16 protein-coding genes and 2 pseudogenes are annotated in these 18,881 nt (G+C 66.5%); 5 read left to right on the top strand and 13 right to left on the bottom strand.

From position 1 onward, the window contains the following. Positions 1–158: 158 nt before the first annotated feature. On the bottom strand, positions 159–560 hold the full coding sequence (locus AB0L60_RS11465) for a transposase (protein ID WP_364611026.1): 402 nt from the start codon (positions 558–560) through the stop codon (positions 159–161). A gap of 79 nt (positions 561–639) precedes the next feature. Between AB0L60_RS11465 and AB0L60_RS11460 the strand changes: the two genes are divergently transcribed. After that, entirely contained in the window at positions 640–960 is a 321-nt protein-coding gene (locus AB0L60_RS11460) for a transposase (protein WP_364611023.1), read from the top strand. Continuing rightward, positions 896–1,066: pseudogene (locus tag AB0L60_RS11455) on the top strand (IS3 family transposase); the annotation flags it as partial. The gene AB0L60_RS11460 and the pseudogene AB0L60_RS11455, both read left to right, overlap by 65 nt. 181 nt (positions 1,067–1,247) lie before the next feature. Here the strand turns inward: AB0L60_RS11455 and AB0L60_RS11450 are convergent. Together AB0L60_RS11450 and AB0L60_RS11445 are read right to left on the bottom strand one after the other, a co-directional pair. Next, the gene (locus tag AB0L60_RS11450) at positions 1,248–1,826 is read right to left on the bottom strand and encodes a recombinase family protein (protein WP_364611020.1); all 579 of its coding nucleotides are present in this window, start codon (positions 1,824–1,826) and stop codon (positions 1,248–1,250) included. A gap of 126 nt (positions 1,827–1,952) precedes the next feature. Beyond that, a complete protein-coding gene (locus AB0L60_RS11445; RefSeq protein ID WP_364611017.1) occupies positions 1,953–3,476 on the bottom strand; it encodes an FAD-dependent oxidoreductase in 1,524 nt (507 codons plus the stop codon). Positions 3,477–3,586: 110 nt separating this feature from the next. Between AB0L60_RS11445 and AB0L60_RS11440 the strand changes: the two genes are divergently transcribed. Beyond that, the gene (locus AB0L60_RS11440; protein ID WP_364611014.1) at positions 3,587–4,072 is read left to right on the top strand and encodes a MarR family transcriptional regulator; all 486 of its coding nucleotides are present in this window, start codon (positions 3,587–3,589) and stop codon (positions 4,070–4,072) included. Between the two features lie 28 nt (positions 4,073–4,100). Here the strand turns inward: AB0L60_RS11440 and AB0L60_RS11435 are convergent. The 6 genes and pseudogenes from AB0L60_RS11435 to AB0L60_RS11410 form a co-directional block, all read right to left on the bottom strand. After that, positions 4,101–7,111 (bottom strand): annotated as a pseudogene (locus tag AB0L60_RS11435) (Tn3 family transposase). 294 nt (positions 7,112–7,405) lie between these two features. After that, entirely contained in the window at positions 7,406–9,016 is a 1,611-nt protein-coding gene (locus AB0L60_RS11430; protein WP_364611011.1) for a bifunctional 3-(3-hydroxy-phenyl)propionate/3-hydroxycinnamic acid hydroxylase, read from the bottom strand. After that, complete coding sequence (locus AB0L60_RS11425) at positions 9,013–9,369, bottom strand: DoxX family protein (protein ID WP_364611004.1); 357 nt, start codon at positions 9,367–9,369, stop codon at positions 9,013–9,015. The genes AB0L60_RS11430 and AB0L60_RS11425 overlap by 4 nt, the downstream gene beginning before the upstream one ends. Next, on the bottom strand, positions 9,366–11,282 hold the full coding sequence (locus AB0L60_RS11420) for an acyl-CoA synthetase (protein WP_364611001.1): 1,917 nt from the start codon (positions 11,280–11,282) through the stop codon (positions 9,366–9,368). Before AB0L60_RS11420 ends, AB0L60_RS11425 begins: the two co-directional genes overlap by 4 nt. Continuing rightward, entirely contained in the window at positions 11,279–12,217 is a 939-nt protein-coding gene (locus tag AB0L60_RS11415; RefSeq protein WP_364610997.1) for a fumarylacetoacetate hydrolase family protein, read from the bottom strand. Before AB0L60_RS11415 ends, AB0L60_RS11420 begins: the two co-directional genes overlap by 4 nt. Further along, positions 12,214–13,347, bottom strand: coding sequence for a VOC family protein (locus tag AB0L60_RS11410; RefSeq protein WP_364610994.1), 1,134 nt, complete (start codon positions 13,345–13,347; stop codon positions 12,214–12,216). Before AB0L60_RS11410 ends, AB0L60_RS11415 begins: the two co-directional genes overlap by 4 nt. Positions 13,348–13,479: 132 nt before the next feature. Between AB0L60_RS11410 and AB0L60_RS11405 the strand changes: the two genes are divergently transcribed. After that, positions 13,480–14,142: a TetR/AcrR family transcriptional regulator gene (locus AB0L60_RS11405; RefSeq protein ID WP_364610991.1), complete on the top strand. Its 663-nt coding sequence runs from the start codon at positions 13,480–13,482 to the stop codon at positions 14,140–14,142. Between the two features lies 1 nt (position 14,143). Here AB0L60_RS11405 and AB0L60_RS11400 read toward each other — a convergent pair whose 3' ends face one another. Next, positions 14,144–15,943: an FAD-dependent monooxygenase gene (locus AB0L60_RS11400; RefSeq protein WP_364610988.1), complete on the bottom strand. Its 1,800-nt coding sequence runs from the start codon at positions 15,941–15,943 to the stop codon at positions 14,144–14,146. A 148-nt stretch (positions 15,944–16,091) separates the two neighbouring features. Between AB0L60_RS11400 and AB0L60_RS11395 the strand changes: the two genes are divergently transcribed. After that, complete coding sequence (locus AB0L60_RS11395) at positions 16,092–16,775, top strand: GntR family transcriptional regulator (RefSeq protein WP_364610985.1); 684 nt, start codon at positions 16,092–16,094, stop codon at positions 16,773–16,775. A 178-nt stretch (positions 16,776–16,953) separates the two neighbouring features. On the opposite strand, the gene AB0L60_RS11390 is transcribed toward AB0L60_RS11395, so the two are convergent. The 3 genes from AB0L60_RS11390 to AB0L60_RS11380 form a co-directional block, all read right to left on the bottom strand. Next, the gene (locus AB0L60_RS11390) at positions 16,954–17,328 is read right to left on the bottom strand and encodes a heme-binding protein (protein ID WP_364610982.1); all 375 of its coding nucleotides are present in this window, start codon (positions 17,326–17,328) and stop codon (positions 16,954–16,956) included. A gap of 184 nt (positions 17,329–17,512) precedes the next feature. After that, positions 17,513–18,085 carry a dihydrofolate reductase family protein gene (locus AB0L60_RS11385; protein ID WP_364610979.1) on the bottom strand — a complete coding sequence of 191 codons (573 nt, stop codon included), beginning with the start codon at positions 18,083–18,085 and terminating at the stop codon, positions 17,513–17,515. Positions 18,086–18,146: 61 nt separating this feature from the next. After that, positions 18,147–18,881, bottom strand: coding sequence for an SRPBCC domain-containing protein (locus tag AB0L60_RS11380; RefSeq protein ID WP_364610976.1), 735 nt, complete (start codon positions 18,879–18,881; stop codon positions 18,147–18,149).

Below are 18,881 nucleotides of genomic sequence, written 5' to 3'. Positions count from 1 at the left end.
GGCGACTGAGTCTGCGGACTACCCATCGACTTCTCCAAAGTCTCGTAGGTCGAGCCTAGTTAGGTCGCTGGACGTTTGCCAATGTTCATGATTCTCGGCAGTTCGCACCTTCCGACAGACCCGAACTCAGTGGTCCCGGCCGTAAGTTCTTCGAGGGTTCACGCGGCTGCTGGTCGTGAGGCAGGCTGGTAGTCGCAGCCGGTGCGCTGCTCGGAGTGCTCGTTCTGTTCGTGCCGCTCGATCCGGGCCAATAGGTCCTCGAGGTCGGCCGGGGTGAACTCCCATTTGAAGGGCCGAGCGGTCTGGTTGTATCGGCGCTCGAAGGCGATGAGCCGGTCTTCGGCTTGGTCAAGGCTGGTGAAGTCGTTGGGAGAGAAGACTTTTCGCTGCACGATGGAGAAGAAGATTTCCACCTGGTTCAACCAGGAGGCGTGGACGGGGGTGTAAACCATGATCGCGTTGGAGCACCGTGCGGTCAGCCGGTCGCACGCGGCTTTGCCGCGGTGGCTCGAGCCGTTATCGACTACCCAGAACAGGACCGCCCCGGGTTCGAGGGACACCGTTGGATCTGGGCAGGATCAACGGTAGGGCTGGGAATCGGAGATATCCGCAGGGGTTGCGGAACGGGCGGTAGCGCTGGTGTTGCGGTACGAGCGTGAGCAGGGTGAGGCGCCGGGTGCGACGGCTCGTGTCGCGCGTGATCTGGGCGTCGACAAGGAAGCGTTGCGGCACTGGGTGAAACAGGCGAAGGCGTCGCGAGCGTCGGCCGGTGAGGTTGTACCGGTTCCGGAGTCGACGGAGGCGAAGGATGCCCGGATTCGGGAATTGGAGGCGCGGAACCGTGAGCTGGAGCGGGCGAATCAGATTTTGAAGGCGGCGTCCGCTATGGTCGACGTTCGAACACGAATGCTGCTACCGTCATACCTACGCCACCAAAGCGGAACTCAGTGCCGCAGTTGACAATTGGATGCATTTCTACAACCGTCAACGACGGCACTCAGCGATCGGAATGCTCGCACCCATCGACTACGAGTACACGCTCAATGCTGCTCCTGAAGCAAGCTAAACCCCGTCCACTTTTTCGGGGGTACCCCAGGGGAGTGGTCCAGGTTGCGTCGAGTGACTCTGGCGATTGCCACCGAGATGGTGCGATCGACTGCCTGCTCAACTAAGTCGGGGTTCCGGTAGTAATCGCCGAAAATCCAACGAAGTTCTCGTAGTGCCTGGTCAGCTGTGGTGCGGCGAGGCTACGTGGTTGACTTTTCGAGGTGTCGGTAGATGGTGGGTCGGGTGACGCCGAATTCGGCGGCTATCTGGCTGACGGTGTAGCGGCGCTTGCCGTGTTCGTCGAGTTCGTCGTACATCTGCCGGGCCAGCGCGACCTGCCGTGGTCCGAGTTTGGGTTTCTGGCCGCCGGTGCGTCCGCGGGCGCGTGCGGCGGCAAGTCCGTCGCGGGTTCGCTCGGACATCAAAGCGTGCTCGAATTCGGCTATTGCGCCGAGGATTTGGAAGAACATGCGGCCGACCGCGGTGGAGGTGTCGATGCCCTGATCGAGGACCACCAGGCCCACGCCGCGATCCTGCAGCGTCTTGGACAGTTCGATCAGGTGCTCGAGGGAGCGGCCGAGCCGGTCGAGTTTGGTCACCACCAGTTGATCTTTGGGCCGGTTGGCGACCAGTAGCGCCTTGCTGAGCTCGGGGCGGGAGGCGAGTTTGCCGGAGGCCTTGTCGATGAAGATCTGTTCGCATCCGGCCGCAGAGAGGACGTCGTGTTGGGCTTCGGGGTGTTGGTCGCGAGTGGAGACGCGTCCGTAGCCGATTCGCATGGCCCGGGAGTGTATTGCGAACCCCCGACAGGTTGACGTTGACACGTACACGGCAACCTTTACAGTTCTGGCCTGCGGAAATCTGCTGACCCCGAGGGTGTCTCGTGAACGAACGTTATCGATTCATCACCCGGCTGCCGGTTCGCGGGTGGCGATGTAGCCGTCGGGGCGGACCAGAAGCGTGGCGGGGCCGGAGACGTCGAAGTTGCGATGGATGCTGCCGTCGCTGTCGAGGATCGTGGCGGGCCCGGTTGTGTTGGGGTCGCGCGTGATTCGAATGGTCCGCACCGGGCCGAGGAGGGGGTCGTGGGCGGGCTTCGCGGTGGCCGGGGTGCCGTCGTCGAAGGTGAGCAGTGTCCACTGCGGGCCGCGCAGCAGATCGAACACCCGGACCCGTTCGCCGGTGGAGGCGTCGACGCCGATGGCGTCGGGAGCGCGGTCCCCGGCGCGAACGCGGGCGTCACCGGGCTCCGCTGCGGTGAGCGGGCTTTCGCTGTAGGAGATGGTGAGTCCGGTGGTGAAATCGTCGGTGAGTCCGGCGACCGCGGTCGCTCCGGAGCCGTTGCCGGCGGAGCGCATCAGGGCGTGTAGGCGGGAGGTGCTGTCATCGAGCACCGCTTGCGCGACGGGGCGGCGTTCGAGTTCGTAGGTGTCCAAGAGGCTTTCGGCGGCCCCGTCGACAACCGCGGCGAGTTTCCAGCCGAGGTTGTAGGCGTCCTGGATGCCGGTGTTCATGCCCTGCCCACCCGCGGGTGAATGCACATGGGCCGCATCCCCGGCGAGGAAGACCCGGCCGACCCGATACCGGTCGACCAGAGCGACGTTGATCCGGTACAGCGACAACCAGCCCGCATCGTCGATGGTGACGTCGGTCAGCCCGGTGTGTTCGGTGAACAAGCGCCGAAACAGTTCGAGGGTCGGTGCGGCCGGATCCGAGTCGTCGGCGGGAATGGAGGCTTGGAACTGCCACAGGTCGGTGCTGGGCAGCGGGAACAGTGACAGGATCCCGTTTTCCGGGCTCATCCATACGTGCTGGCAGTGCCGGTCCAGGCCGGTGATGTGCACGTCGCCGAGCCACCAGCGGTGCTCACCGTAGGAGACGCCCTCGAGCGCTGCGCCACTCTGCTTGCGCACCACGCTGCGCCCGCCGTCGCAGCCCACGACGTAGCGGGCACGCACCGACTGCTCGCCGGCTGCGGTGCGCAGGCTCGCTTCTACGGCGTCGGCGGTCTGGGTCACGGCCGTCACCTCGGTGCCCCACTCGATGCGGCCACCGAGCTCGGCCAGCCGGTCGCGCAGGATTTGTTCGAACATCGGCTGCGACAACCACACCGGCGCGTACGGCACGCCGGGGTCCGGCATCCCCAGCGCGGTCGATACCGCCTCGGAGAGCACGCGGTCACGGTCGTAGTGGCGAGTCGGCACATGCACCTTCCCCAGCTCCAGGACCCGGTCGATGACACCGAGGTCGTCGGCGACCTCCAGCGCTCGCGGCTGGATCGTCTTGGCGCGCGAGGCCGTGCTGGGGCTCTCGGCGCGTTCGATGATGCAGAAGTCGACGCCTCGGCGGGCCAGATCGATCGCCAGGGTGAGTCCGGTCGGGCCGGCGCCGACGATCAGAACATCGGTCGAGATCAGAGTGTCCGTCATCTTCATCTACCTACCTTAGGTATCTATTATTTGTCCGACGCTGTTCCGGTTCGGCAGTTTGGATTCCTGTATTGTATACCTAACTTAGGTAGATAATCAAGGGAGTGAGAATGAGCAGCGACAACGATGCCCTGAAGGGACTGCTGCCGCGCATGACTGCGCTCAGCGCCACGCTGGGCCGCGGGCAGTTGTTCGAAACCGCTACCGCCGCAGCCGGAATCACGCTGGAGCGGCCCGCGGTGACGATTCTGGTGATCCTCGAATCCGCGGGACGTCCCCTGCGGGTCGGGGAGATCGCGACACGGATGCAGGTCGCCGGACCGCACGTCACCCGCCAGCTCAACGGTCTCGAGCGGCGACGGCTCGTGCAGCGCGTGCCGGACCCTGATGACCAGCGCGCCCGCCTGATCACCCTCACCCCCAACGGCGAGCAGACGATCCGCCGCTACCTGAAGGTCATCAACGACTGGTTCGACCAAGCCCTGTCCGAGTGGTCCGAGCTCGACCAGCGCGATCTCGTCCGCCTACTCGGCCGCCTCGTCGACGACCTCACGGCACACCTGGACACCCTCGTCGGCGACATTCCCGCCGAATAGCGGTGCACTACGCGGTATTCCGTAGCTCTCAGAACAGGGTGTCGCGGACCCGCAGCGGTCGGTAGCCGGTGGGGCCGAGCTGGGCCAGCTCGGCGTCGATGTCGACATCGATCGCGCCGAAGAAGTTGATGTTCTCGCTGTGTGCGGGCGAGACGTGGGCCAGTACTTCGTCATCGATGCGCCGTCCCTCGCGGCGCATCTGTTCGACCGCCAGTCCGTAATACTCTGCCGTCCAGGCGATCACGGCGTTGGTGGCCAAGGTCAAACACCATGCCTGTTCGGTCTGGGACTCCAGATGCCGGGCGCGGATCATGCCTTCGTGGGCGTAGAGCAGGTCGCGGCGCAGGGCGTGCAGGGATTCACCCTTGTTGAGCTGGCGGGAGATCTTGCGCCGATAGTCCGGGTCCGACAGATACTTCGCGGCGTAGATCGTCCTGCGCAGCGCCCCGTACTCCTTGAGTGCCGCCGCGAGCGCATTCTGTCGCCCGGACGCGGACAGCTTGCCGACCAGCAGGGAGGCGGTGGCGTGCCCGAACTGCAGTGATCCGGCCAACCGGAGCAGGTCGTCGTAGTGCTCGGCGATCAGATCCAGATTCGGCTTCCGCGTCAGCAGCGGGCCTGCGTGAGGAAACCGCGACTCGGCTTCAGCGCGTGGCCCCGGCCGATACAGGGTGATGCGGCCCAGGTCGCGGATGCGCGGTGAGAGCTGCATCCCTAGTAGATCGAACAGCCCGAAGTTGACCAGCGTGACGCCGTGCGTATCGGTCGCGTGTTCTGTGATCGGCAGATCGGTTGCGTTGCCGAGGATTTCGTCGAGCACATAGTGGGCTTCGCGTTTGGTGGCGACGATGACCTTCGTGCCGTAGGTGGCGTGCTGGTCGGTGACATGGGTGTAGGTGGAGAGCCCTTCGTTGGCGAAATAGCGGTTCAAGGCTCTGCCGGTGATCGACTTGCCGCGTGTGGGGAACCGCTGGCCGTCGCTGGAGGACAACGTGCCCGCACCGAAAACGGCTGTCAGCGGCAGGCTTTGGTGGTAGCCGATGAGTGTCGTATTCGCCGCGCGCAGTGTCTCCTCCCGCACATACCACTCGCAGGTCCAGGCGAGGATGTCGTAGGAGATCCCGGAGGCTTCGGCCATCCTGGTCAGTCCGAGGTTGGTGGAGAAGGCCAGCAGGACCGCGATCAGGTTGCGTTTCAGCTCAGGACTGCGGGTTTGCTTGCCGGAGGCGTGGGTGAAGCAGTCCAGGTAGCCGGTGCGTTTGTCCAGCTCGATCAGCAGCGACACGATCGGCGCGAACGGCAGCATCTCCGTGAGCTCGGCCTTGAGCGCCTTCGCTTCATCCGGCACGTCTTCGGCAGTCAATGGTGAGATCACCAGATCGCCGTCCTCGTCGAGACGGACAGGGCCTTCGCCCTCGGCCAGCACCGCCTCCAGCTCGCCGAGAGCCTCGTATAGTTCGTCGGTGGCGGCCGCCAGCGCGCGGGCCGGATCAGCGGATTTGCTGACCAGGCGGCAGAATTCAGCGCGTTGGGGCTCCCACTGCTCGGGTGTGAGCAGGTAGGCGGCCGGGTCGGCGTAGCGACGTGAGCCGGGCACATACACATCGCCACTGCGCAAGCCGTCCCGTAGGCCGAGCAGTACACACAGCTCCCAGTAGTGCCGGTAGGCGGTCGCGCTACCTGACTTCCGGGCTTGGTCGAGATAGCCGCGCCATTTGGTGGGCACGAACCCGGTCGGCGCGTCGTCGAAGACCTTCCGGCCGCCGGTGGTGTTGAGTTCGCGCAGCATGTTCACCGCGATCAGCAACTCGGTGGCCGCGGTGCCGCCGGCGAACCGCACCGACGACAACACCGCGGAGTGAACTGCCGCAGATAAGAATACGAGGCATCGAGGGCAGCCAGGTGGCCGTGATCGCGAGGCAGCCGTGGCTTGGCCTGCGCTATCGCCGCATGCAACCTCTCCCATCCGATCTTCTCGCCGCGGATCAGTCCACCGATCTCCTCGTCAGGGATCTGCAAATCGGTGATGATCGAGAGCAGATCGTCCAGCAGCGCTTGCCGGTCCTCACCAGTCTTGCCGCGTTCGGCCAACTCCTCCTGCATCCGCCTCTCGGCGGTGCTGAATTTCGCCGAGATCGCCTGGTCGAACAGCTGCACCACCTCGTCGAGCACATCGGTGGCCGACTGCGCCAATAGCGTGAGCAGGATCGGATACCGCCGCTGCGGATCACGCCGTTCCAGCGCTTGACCGGTCAGGCGACGGCCCATCGTGGCCAGAAACCGTCGACGCTCCGCGGGCAGCACCGAGATGTCCTCGGTGTCGGCACCCAGCCCGCGCAGGAACCCCAGCTTGTCGACCTCGGCCTTCACCGCGGCCGCGGACGCCTCCACCGGGCCGGTCGACAACCACGTCAGCCTCGACATCCCCAGTGACGGATCGACGACCAGCAGCGTGTCCAGTTCCTGACAGCGCTGCGGTGTGAGCTCGTGTGCCAGCCGGTCGTACGTCTCGGCCTGAGCTTGGTTGCGTGCGTGCGCGACCCGCTCCACGAGCGTGACCGGACCTGGCCGGATCACCCGCGCCGAGATCAGGTATTCGCAGGCCAGCCGGAACAACAGTGTCGGCGAATCGTGCTCCATCACCCGCGCCAACAGGAACTCATCCAGCTCCTTCAGCTCGATTGCTCCGCCCGCGCGCCAGCCCAGATATTGGGCCACGAGCCGCACATGCTCACTGCGCGTCTGGGCACGGCGACCGTACGAACGAAGCTGCGCCACATCAACATTCAACTGCTCAGCCAACCGTGCCACCGCCACCGGCGGCGCGGCAGCCACCTTGTCCGGAACGACCCCGAGCCACGGCAAACTGCACAGGATCACCGCCAAGCCCAAGCGCACACTCGCCCCGCGACCCTGCGGCGCGACGAAGGCCAAATCTGATGGGCTGAGAGTGAAGTACCGAAACAGCTCCTCGCGGCTGATCTCCGGGAACTCCCGAAGCCGCTGCAACTTCTCATCCGCGAATACCCGCGTCGCCACGAACCCAGCCCTCCGGCACACCGACCGACCTCATCGGCAGCCAAGCCAAGCACTAACCGCCCTGCTCCGCACCCGGAACCGACGAACCACCTTCTACCAGGGCACATCCCGAACTTCGTTCGATATTCGGCCAGTCCGGAACCCCAAGTCGTTGAGTGCGTCGACATCACCTTCGGAGCGAAGATGTCGGGGTGGCTTGGCATGGATCCACATCCAGGCATACAGCCCCACCGTCTGCTGCGCGATGCTTCCCGCAAAAGTACCCTGCAGTCCTCCGACTGCTTTCCTGGGCATTCAGGTATCAGGATTCGCCGTTGTTCCGGCGGATTCCCGGGTTGAAGGCGGCCGCTGGGCCTGGGGTTCGCGCTGTTCGAGCGGTGGCCGGTTCGCGGCGCTCCAGTGGAGGTTGACCATGTCGGTGCACAGCTGTGTGAGCTTGCTTCCGGTTCGCTGGATGGTCCCATCCGGGCGGACCAGGGCGGCGGTGGTGCGTGCATCTCGAAGCCAGCGGTGCAATTCGCCGTTGCGCTCGGCGATGAGCAGAGTTCCGCCGCGTTGTTCGATGCACTCACGTTGCGCGGTTGTCGGTGCGGCGGTGGTGATGACCGCGTAGCGACCGGCGATGGCGTCGTCGACACGGCGACCATCGGCGAGCCGGCAATTCGGGACGAGTCGGCCGGCCAGACCACGCCGGAGCAAGGGCGCCGTGACCAGGCCGCCGCGGCGCAGCGGTGGTGTTTCGCCGCTGGTGATCTGTGCGGTGAGGCCGGGAATCCGGTGCAGATGCGGGGCAAGCACGCCGCGCAGTCGGTTGCCCAGCTCACCGCCGTCGGTCATGATCATGCCGATCAGTTTGGCGAGGCGGATCATGCTGCGCGCGTGTGGTTTTCGCTCGGCCTCGTAGGTATCGAGCAGGTCGGCGGGCAGGTTGCCGCCCAGGACCGCGGCCAGCTTCCAGGTGAGGTTCGCTGCGTCGCGGAGTCCAGCGCACAATCCCTGGCCGATGAACGGCGGGGTGAGGTGGGCGGCATCGCCGAGGATGAAGACTCGTCCGCGCTGCCAGCGATCGGCGGCCTGGGCGCGGAAGGTGTATTCGGCGACCCGGACCACATCCAATTCCTCGACGGGGGTGTCTGCGGTCCAGGGGCGGATCAGTGGGTGCAGCCGGCTGACATCTGGATAGTCGTCGGCGGTTTCGCCGGGCCGCAGGCGGAATTCCCAGCGGTAACGGGTTTTCCCGATGCGCATGTAGGTGGCGGCACGTTCGGGATCGCAGACTTGGTGGACCCCCTCCCATTGGCCGAGTTCGGCTGTGGTGGCGACATCGACGACCAGCCAGCGTTGTTCGAATCTCATGTCCTGCATGCGTGCGCCGATGGCGGCGCGGACCAGGCTGTTGGCGCCGTCGCAGCCGAGCAGGTATCTCGCGTGGACAGTTGCCGCCGATCCGGTGAGGCGGTCGGTGTAATCGATTCGCACGCAGTCAGTTTCGTCAGCGATAGCGGTGACTTCGACGTTGCCGTGCACGGTGACGGATCGGTGGTGTTCGAGATTGGCGCGCAGGAGCGCTTCCAGCTCGGGCTGGTCGAACAGGTTCGCTTCGGGGTAGCCATTGCGCCCGCCCGCCGGGTCGCGGTCGATCTGGCCGAGCACTCGCTGATCGCGGTCGAGCAGGCGCAGTCCCAGCGCGGGCCGGGTGATGGCGTCGAAGGCGGTCCCGATTCCGAGTTTGGCCAGGATGCGGCGTATTTCGCCGTCGAGGTGCACCGCGCGGGGCTGCGGGAAGACACCGTCCCAGCGTTCCAGCACGAGGACCTCGATGCCGTACTGAGCCAGCAGGGTGGCCGCGGTGAGCCCGGTCGGGCCCGCGCCGACGATGACCACGGGAACGATCGAGCTGTTCATCGGTTGGCTCCGATCCATGTCGCGAGGTAGGCCGCGCAGATCAGCCCGGCGACCACGGCCGGTGCCAGCTGCGGGAGTGGGTCACCGGTGCGCGCGTGCACGATGGCGGCGCCGGCCATGAGCAGGATCAGACCAGCCGCGGCTGCCACACCGATCGGCCACCACACCAGTGCGGCCAGCACGCCCAGCGCAGCGGCTAGTTCGAGCACACCGATGGCCCGATACGCGGCGACCGAGAAGCCGACATGGGCGGCCCGCTCGCGCATGGCCGGTACCGCGAGCACTTTGGCCGCTCCGGCGGAAACGAAACACAATATGAGCAGACAGGCGAGTGCGATCGCCGCGATCTTCATTGATCAACCTGGACTTTCCATGAAATTGCGTATCGACCGAGCACGGCTTCCACGGCCGGGGCATCCGCGGTCGCAGCGAGTTCGACCGTGGCCAGCACCGATCCGTCCTCGATCGACACCGACACGGCACCGATTCCAGCGGTCGTGTCGAGTGCGTCGAGCAGCTCGCGGCGGGTGGCGTCGGCGCGTAGCGCGAGCTTGTAGGGTTTGCCGACGTCGGTAGTCGGCAGCGAGTCGAGCACGGTGATCGATTTCGGTGCGGCGGCGCGCTCGGGAACCCGCTCGCTGGCCCAGGCGAGCAGATCGGTCTCGGTCACTTCGGCGCCCGCGGCCAGCGTGACATAGGCGACGGGCACCTCACCGGCGTGGGGGTCGGGCCGCCCGACCGCGCCGGCACCGGTGACCTGTGGATGAGCCAACAGGGCGTCCTCGATGGTGGCGGGGTCGATATTGTGGCCGCCGCGGATGATCAAATCCTTGGCGCGGCCCTGTAAGTAGATGTAGCCGTCGTGGTCGACGCGGGCGAGATCACCGGTGTCGAGCCAGCCGTCGACCAGTTTGCCCAACCCGTCGAGCAGATGACCGTGTTCGCCACGCCCGCTGACATAGCCGGCGAACAACGTGGGACCGCTGACCGCCAGCACTCCGAGATGATTGCGCGGCAGGTCGTTCCAGCTCCCATCGGGCCCGATGCGGACGACCTTGACCCGCTGATAGGGCATGCGCTGGCCGACCGCACCCGGCCGGGGAGCGCTGGGGAAGGTACGTGCGCTGGCGCAGGTCGCCTCGGTCAGGCCGTAGCCTTCGATGAGCGTGATTCCGGTGTGGGCCTGGAAATTCTCGCGGACGGCCGCAGGCAGCGGCGAGGCGCCGACCATGGCGTATCGCAGGCTGGAGATGTCGGCGGTGACCGGGCATTGCGCCAGCGCCGCGTACACGGTCGGCACGGCGCTCATCGTGGCGATCCGGTAGTGCTCGACCAGGTTCCAGAACTGGCCGTACAGTGCGGGGTCGCGGTAGCCGAGCGGCCCGGCCCAGACCACCGGCTGTCCCTTGAACAAGGGTGCCAGCAGCGTGACCACCAGGGCGTTGACATGGAACAGCGGCAGCCCGGCGAATACCGCCGAATTCGTGTCCAGCAGGGAGTTCGCGGCGATCATCCACGCGTTGGCGACCTCACCGGAGTGGGTGTGCGCGGCCAGTTTCGGTACGCCGGTGGTGCCGCCGGTGTGGAAGAGCGCCGCCAGATCCGTGGCGGTCGGCGGCCGGCCGGCGAAGCCGGTCGAATCCTGGTCGGCGGCAAGGTCGGTGAGGTATCCCACCTCGATCCCGTCCAGGCGCGGGAGCGGGTCCGCGGCGGCGTCCGAGGCGGTCGGGCGCAGCACCAGCAGCGCCTCGATGTGGCCTCCCAGCACGGATTCCCTTGTCGAGCGCCAGGTTTCGGCGGCGAGTTCGGGACCGGCGGTGATCACGATCCGCGCGCCGGAGCGGCGCAGTAGTTCTGCGATGTGTCGCGGGGACAGACCGCCGTTGATCGGCGCGGCGATTCCGGCGAGTTGGGCGGCCAGGGTCGCCGGGATCAGCTCGGCGCAGTTGGGTGCGATGAGCGCGACCGCGTCACCGCGCCGTACGCCCAGCCGGTACAGCAGATTCGCGTAGCGGTGGACATCGGCCAGCAGCTCGGAGAAGGTGCGGCACACCGGTTCTCGCCATCGGGTCGCGTCCGGCAGGACGGTCAGGGCGGTGCGGTCGGGCCACAGGCGCGCCGCCCGGGTCAGCAGCGCGTAGGTCGATTCCGGCAGTCCGCGTGCGGCCAGCGGGACGGATTCGATCTCGGCCAGGTCGGCCGGTGACTCGTACCGCGGCCACATCCGGTCCGGGCCGACGGGTGGGGCGGGTATCGTGCCGGTCATCGCGCGTATCTCACGACGGTGCGCTGGCGTCCAAGATCGAGTGCGCCGTCGTCGGTGCCGATGGCCGCTTCGACGACGTCCCCGTCCTGCAGGTACTTCGGGTTCTTGGCCTGGCCGGCGAAGAACAGCTTCCATTTCACCGCCGGTGGCAGCAGGTTGGTGATCAGCGCGACCGGCTTCGGCGGAGCGCTGATGGCGGTGCCGATCGGGGTGCCGGTGAGCAGCAGGTCCCCGCTGTCCATGCGCTGGAAGCGGGTCAGCTCCCGCAGTGCCTCCACCGGCCGGTAGATCATGTCGGCCACCGTCATGTTCTGGCGGAGTTCGCCATTGACCCACAGCCGCAGCCGCAGATCGGTGAACCGCTTGAGCTCATCGGCGTCCAGCAGCACCAGCACCGGCCCGACCGGGGTGAACGTCGGATACGACTTCGCTTCGTAGAACTGGGTTTTCGGCAACTGCACATCCCGGGCGGACACGTCATTGGTGACGACCAGGCCGGCGATGTAGTCGGCGAGGTTGTCGGCGGTGATCTCGGAGCCGACAGGCATCGGTTTGCCGAAGACCAGGCCGATCTCCACCTCGTAGTCCAGCAGTCCCACATGAGCGGGCCGGATCACGTCGTCGTAGGGTCCACTGATCGATCCGGAGGTCTTGCGGAAGAAGGTGAGCGGCACCGTCTTCGGATCGCCGCCCGAATCCCGCACGTGGGAGGCGAAATTTGTCATCTGCGCGACCACCCGGCACGGCGCGGTCACCGGCGAGCACAGCCTCAGCTCGGCCACCGGCGTGGTGTCGCGGCTCGCGGCTGCGGCGGTGAGGGCCTCGCGATCGGCCAGCAGTTCACCGGTGGTCGTGGCAGTGGTGTCCACGCGGGTGGCCCCGGTGGCGGTCTGCACCCACCAGGCGTCGGCGGTGCGGAGTACGGAAATGCTCATGAGCGGGCTACTTTCATCAGGCCGCGCAGGCGGCCGAGGTCGAATTCGTTGTCCTCGCGCAGCGCGGAGGCCATGGCGCGCAGTTCGCGCAGCGCTTCGCGGCCGGGCGCGATGCCGAGGAAGTCCTTGGTCGCGGGGGGACCCCATTGCGCGAGCCCGGATGCCGACATCGGTGCCCAGCCCGGTTCGAGGGTGTTGTCGAACAGGTCGCCGTCGCTGAAGTGCTCGACGATGAACCCGTCGGGGTCACGCCAGTAGTCGAAGATCTGGCTGCCCTGGATGTGGCGGCCGATACCCCACGACCGGTGATATCCCTGCTCGCGCAGGTATTCCCCGCCTGCGGCGAGCGCGTCGAGGTCGGCGACCTGGTAGGCCGAGTGCACGTAGCGGTTGGACGGTCCGAGCATCAGTGCCAGGGTGTGGTGGTCGGTGGGGATCGAGCCCTGGTCGCAGCGAATGAAACTCATCGCCGGTCCGCGCTCGCGGTGGCCGGGGTGGTACAGGAAGTCGCTGACGATCAAGCCCAGATGCTCCAGATACCAGTCCAGGGTCTGCCGGTATCGGGTCGTCTGCAAGACCACGTGCCCCAGCCGCTGTACCCGAGTCGGTTCGCGGGGCGGGCGCTGGGTGCTGTTGGTCCGGGCCGTGCTGTGCCCGAAGTTGAACGTGTGCGGTTGCTGGGCGGGCAGCGCGCCGAGCACCTCCATACCCGCGGTGACGCGCACTCGCAGCCCGTTCGGGTCGGCGAGATCGACGACGAGCCCGCCGAGACTCTCCGGCAGCGGAGCCACCCGGGACCCGGTGCGATCCGCGAGCCTCGACAGATCGGCGGCTTCGGTGGCCCGGAAGGCCGGGCCGAGAAAACTCGAGCGCGGTCCGCGGCGGATCAGCACGCACGGCGCGCCGGGATCGGTTCCTCGCAGCCACAATTCGTCCACCGACCGTGCGGCGGTGGCGAATCCGAAGGCGTGCGCGAAGGTCTCGGCCTTGCGCAGGTCCGGTTTCTCGAATTCCAGCCACGCCAGGTCCGCGACCTTGATCACCGGATTGCGGGCCCGCCCGGGATGTTCACCGGGCAATGCCCCTTGCTCACTGTGGAGACCGACGTGGACGTCGTGATGGTCGTTCATCGATCACTCCCTTCAACTTGCTGAAGATATCGTCACTTACGCTGCTATCCTCAGTCAAGGGGTTCTGAATAATTCGTCAGCATTGACACTCTGGGCTACCATGGCCGGAAATTGGCGAGACAGGGGACGGCAATGGCCACACCGACCGGTTCGGAACCCACCCGCCTCGAGCGCCGCAAGGCGCGCACCCGCGCCGCACTGGTGACCGCGGCGCAGGCGTTCATGGCCGAGGGAAGGCTGAACCCGCCGATCCTGGAGATCACCCAGGCCGCCGACGTCGGAATGGGGTCGTTCTACAACCACTTCGCCAGCCGGGACGAACTGTTCCGGGCCGCGGTCGAGGACGCGCTGGACCGGCTCGGCGCGGCCTTGGACGTGCTGACCAAGCGAATCGACGATCCAGCGCAGGCGTTCGCGCAGAGCTTCCGACTCGTCAGCCGCCTGCACCGACGCGCGCCGACGCTCAGCAAGAGCCTGCTCGCCAACGGGCTCGGCCTCACCGAGGTGACCACCGGCATCACCCCCCGCGCCCGCCGCGACATCGAGTCCGCCGTCGAGGCCGGACGATTTCAGGTCCGGGACCTCGACCTGACCATGACCCTCGTCACAGGCGCGGCCCTGTGCCTCGGGCAACTGCTGCACGATCACCCCGACCGCGACGATGCCGAGGCCGCCGACCAGGTGACCGAGGACCTGCTGCGCATGCTGGGCCTGCCCGCCGACGAGGCGACGCGGATCGCCTGGTCCCCGCTGCCCGGACTCGACTCGCTGCCGCAGGAAGCAGCAGTCGGCTGAATCACGCGCCGATACCGGCGCCGAGCCCGCCGACGGCGAGAATCCGCTCGAGGGCCGAGGACAGCACCGCCAGCGGATCCTCGACCGCGCCGACAGCCCGAAATCCCACGAAACGATCGGGTCGCACCAAAACCGCACCGGCACGCGTGATTTCGCGTTTGCGCAGCCAGGCGAAGCGCACGTCGGCCAGCTCGGCGTCGTCCGCGCCGACGGTCACCGCGACCAGGCGGATGCCGGTGCTGTCGGCCAGTTTGCGGGCCGCGTCCACCCAGGCCGCTCCGTCCTCGCCGGCGATCAGGACGAACGCGCCGCCGTAGGTGAGCTCCTGCAGCGGGAACCTCACGCCCGCACGGGAAACGAATGCGTGAGGCAGCGGGTGACCGGGCCTGGTGCTCGGCTCGTACAACCGGACGGCGTCGATCGGCACGGGCGCCGGGCTGCCGTCGTCGACGACCGCCGTCGATGTGTAGGTGAACCCGAATTCCAGTCCGTGATGGCGGAATTCGCCCGACTGGGCGGCCAGCGCGTTGTTGAGCAGATCACGCCGTTCGGCGTAGTCCGGATGCGACGGATCCCAGATGACCTCGATGGCCCGCCAGTTCTCCTCGGCCGATTTGTCCATCGAGATGCCCAGCGCCGCGTCGAGCCGGAACCGGTCCATCGCGCACTTGACCGAGTTGGCGATATTGCGCTGCACCACCGGGCGGCGTTCGGCCTCGTAGGTGTCGAGCAGAGCGTCGCCGGCCTGCCCGGCCAACACCTGGGCCAGCTTCCAGCACAGGTTGTGCACGTCGTGGACCGCCGAATTCAATCCGAGTCCGCTGGTGGGCGGATGCCGGTGGGCGGCATCGCCGGCCACGAAGACCCGGCCGGCCCGGAACCTGTCGGCCAGGATGCCCTCCATCGTCCACTTCGACACGGCGTGGACCTCGGCGTCCAGATCGGGCAGACCCAGCACCGCCTTCATCCGTGCGATGACCTTGTCACGGTCGCCGGCATCGGAGTCGCCGTACGGGTAGCCGATGTGGAAGACCCATTCCTCCGACTTCGTGCCCCAATGATCCGGGCCCATCGGACACAGCGTTCCCCCGGTCATCGTGCCGCCGAAGTCGGGATTGGCCAGCCACCGCAACAACACCCCGTCATCGGAGAGCACCTCGGACAGATCGGCGGTCATGTGCACCGATGCGACATCCATGATGTTGCGGTCGCCCTGCAGCTCGATGCCCACCAATTTGCCGACGGTGCGGCCGCCGTCCGCGGCGATCACGTACCGGGAGCGGACCCGGTACTGCTCACCGCTGGCCTTGTCGCGGATGGTGCTGGTGACGCCGTCGGCATCTTGTTCGAGAGCGATCAGCTCGTGATTGAATCGGATCCTGCCGGGATTGAGTTGCTCGGCATGGGCTTTCAACACGGGTTCGAGCCGGATCTGCGGAAGATTGGTCGTCGGGCACGGACTGGCGTCGATGTACTCCGGATCTCGATTCCCGGCGCCCCAGATCTCGAGCTTGCCGATCTCACGTCCCGTGTTCGGGTTCGCACCGCGCACACCGGCGTAGAAGCCGGTCTCGACGAGATTCTCCTGCGGGGTCCCGCGCTCGTAGATCGCCTGGGCCACACCGACTTCGGTGAATATCTCCATGGTGCGCTGCCCCAGCACATGCGCCTTGGGCAGGACCGATGTTTCGGGCAGGGCGCTGACGAGCAGGGATTCGACCCCGAGCGTGGACAGGATCATCGACGCGGACAACCCCGCGCCGCCTCCGCCGACGATCAGAACGGGAACCGTGGTGGTCATGTGGTGATCAACCTCCTGAGCGCGATACCGGTCGCGCATGTGAGTGACGAGCACCACAAGTTCTACGCGCAGAATTTCGACATTGCAAGAGAATTTCGAAATTTTCTCGAATGACGTCATTCCCTCGGGGTCGCGATACCATGCGAGAGTGCCGACCCGTACCGTCAAACAGACCCGGGCCGAGGTCGTCTACGACGCGATCCGATCCGAAGTCCTCTCTGCCCGCGTTCCGCCGGGCACGAAGATGAAGCTCGCCGACTACAGCGAGCGCTTCGACGTCAGCCTGTCCGTCGTACGCGAGGCCATGAGCCGACTCGCCGAACAAGGCCTGCTGCAAGCCAATCCACAGCGCGGCTTCGCCACCCTGCCGCTATCCGCAACCGACCTACGCGAACTGACCCGAGCCCGCGTCTTGATCGAGACCGCCACGCTGCGCGAGTCCATCGCCAACGGAGACCTGATGTGGGAGGCGCAGGTCGTCGCCGCCCACCACCGACTGGCCGCCACGCCGATGTTTCTCGAAGATGCCGTCCCCAACCTGGATTTCGTGGACGTCCACCGTGCCTTCCATGTGGCCCTGCTCGCCGGCAGCGGCAATGGCCACCTCGAATCGATCGCCACCTCGCTCCGGGTACGCGCCGAGCTCTACCTCGCATGGTCTCGCTTCCTCGGCGACGACCCGAACCGCGACACCGCCGGTGAACACCGCGAACTGGCCGAACTGACCGTCGCCCGCCGGGCCGACGAGGCCACCGACGCCCTGGCACGGCACATTCAACGCACTGCCGATTCCCTTGCCGACTACGCCCGAACCGTGGGCAATGGTGAGTAGAACGGTGTCAAAGCGATGTTCGAAGACAGGTCTGGAATCAGCGACCTCCTCACCCGACTCGGCGCCGCCACACCCAAGCAGATCATCGAACTCACCCCAACCCGCTGACCAGCACCGATACCCGCGCCTAGAGACACGCTCCCCGGGCGCAATTCTCCATGTCACCCCAGGTCAGGCCCTAAAACGCGACTCCAGGCGCTCCGAATTCTGCGGAACCCCGGACCCCGTTCTCGGTCACGAGAACACTGCCGGCGTACGGCACGAAATCACCGCCGTAAAGATGCTGGATACTGCCGGTGATCGCTCCCGGCAATTCGATACCCCCCGACTCTCGCAGCGTCAGCAATGCCGTGCGCGCCTTCGCCACCGCAATCCGGCTCGTCATCGGCATCCCGCTGTCGGCACGCCGCAACACGATCACCGACCCGGTGACATCGACAACTGCTACAGCAAGTGGCGGAAACTCACGCTCGGCCCCCACTCGCAGTGCAGCAGCAACCAACCAATCAGCATCAGCCAAAGCCAAACCCGGCAACCGGGGAGTCTCACCCATCCCCACACCCCCCGCGCCCGGGAACATCCGTTCGCCCGCTGGCTCGAATTCGCCTCGTAGTCAGCATCTTCGGCGAAATTCGACGCCAGGTCCGAGCGATCGTGGAGTGAGGGCTGGTCGGCCGGGTAGACCACGGGCCAACCGGCGAGTCCTCCAGGGAACTGCCGGATCCGGGCCGGATGCCTCAGCGGACGACGTCGAAGATGTTCTTCTGAATTCCGTTGGAATAGGTGGCGGCCTCGACCAGCTTCAGCTTCTGGGCGTCCTTGTCGGACTCGGAGAACAGGCGCTTGCCCGCGCCGAGCAGGACCGGGAACACCAGCAAGTGGTAGCGGTCGATCAGGCCCGCGTCGGAGAGCGCGCGGTTGAGCGAGGCGCTGCCGTGGATGATGATCGAGCCGCCGTCGGTGTCCTTCAGGGCGGCCACCTCGTCGAGGGAGCGCAGGATGGTGGTCTCGCCCCAGTTCGTCACCAGGTCGGCATCGGTGAGGGTGGTGGAGGCAACGTATTTCGGCATGCCCTTGTACCCGGCGAAGTCCGCCATGTCCGGCCACACCGGGCTGAACGCCTCATAGCTGACGCGACCCATCAGCATCGCGGTGGCTTCCTCCTGCTCGCGTCCCTTGAGCTCGTAGGCCTCGGGAACGAATTCGACGTCCTTGAAGGTCCAGCCGGAGTTCCGGTAGCCGGGTTCGCCACCCGGGCCCTCCACGACGCCGTCGAGGGAAATGAAGGCGGTGCTGATGAGAGTGCGCATGCTCTGCTCCTTGATATGTGGTGTGTCGGTTGGTGATTCGAATGGTTCGGCCGGGGCTGCTTCAGCCCAGCAGGTTGGTGAGCCACCGTTGCCAGGCGGCCTCGGCCCCGGCGGTGTCGGGACCGAAGAGGTGATGGAACATCAGCGCGAGTCCGGTGGGCGCGTGGTGGAAGGTGTAGAGCCCGTCGGCGGTGCGGATCTCGAACCGTTCGTCGTCGGACCAGACCACCTCACCGTCCAGCGCCGGCAGGCCCGTCGGTTCAGCCTGTACTCGCGCGCCCACCGTGACCGGGTCCGGTAGCGCCAGCGCCCGGATGAGCGCCGACCGCACCGCCTGCCCGGAAGAGCCCATGGCGAAGGCGAATACGGGAGCTGCAATCCGGCCCGGGAAGTGCGTCAGGTATTCGCGCAGTGTGTTCAGGTGGAACGGCCAGCCGCGGCGCAGGGCGTCGTATTCGTCCCGCCAGTCGTCGCCCAGCATGCCGCTGTGGACCACCCGCAGCACGGTGCTGCCGCCCTCGCGCCCCTCGAGCAGATACTCGAAGGCCATGAACCGGCCGTCCTCGTCGGTCCCGGTGCGGGTGGCGAAGTGCTTGCCCGGCTCGTATGCGGTGATCACCGATTCTTCCCGCCGGCCACCGGTATCCATGGCGGCGATCCCGCCGATCCGTGCCTCGACCTCGTTACGCCCCATGAACCAGGAGTTGATTCCCGGCCCGGTCGCGATCGCCTCCCAGATCTGGTCCGGGCTCGCGGGCAGGGTCGCCTCCAGCTCGATCTCGAACGGATGCCCCAT

Source organism: Nocardia sp. NPDC051981 (assembly GCF_040680715.1).
GTDB lineage: Bacteria > Actinomycetota > Actinomycetes > Mycobacteriales > Mycobacteriaceae > Nocardia.
Note: the sequence above shows the minus strand (reverse complement) of the source record. Positions and strands in the feature narration are given on the sequence as shown.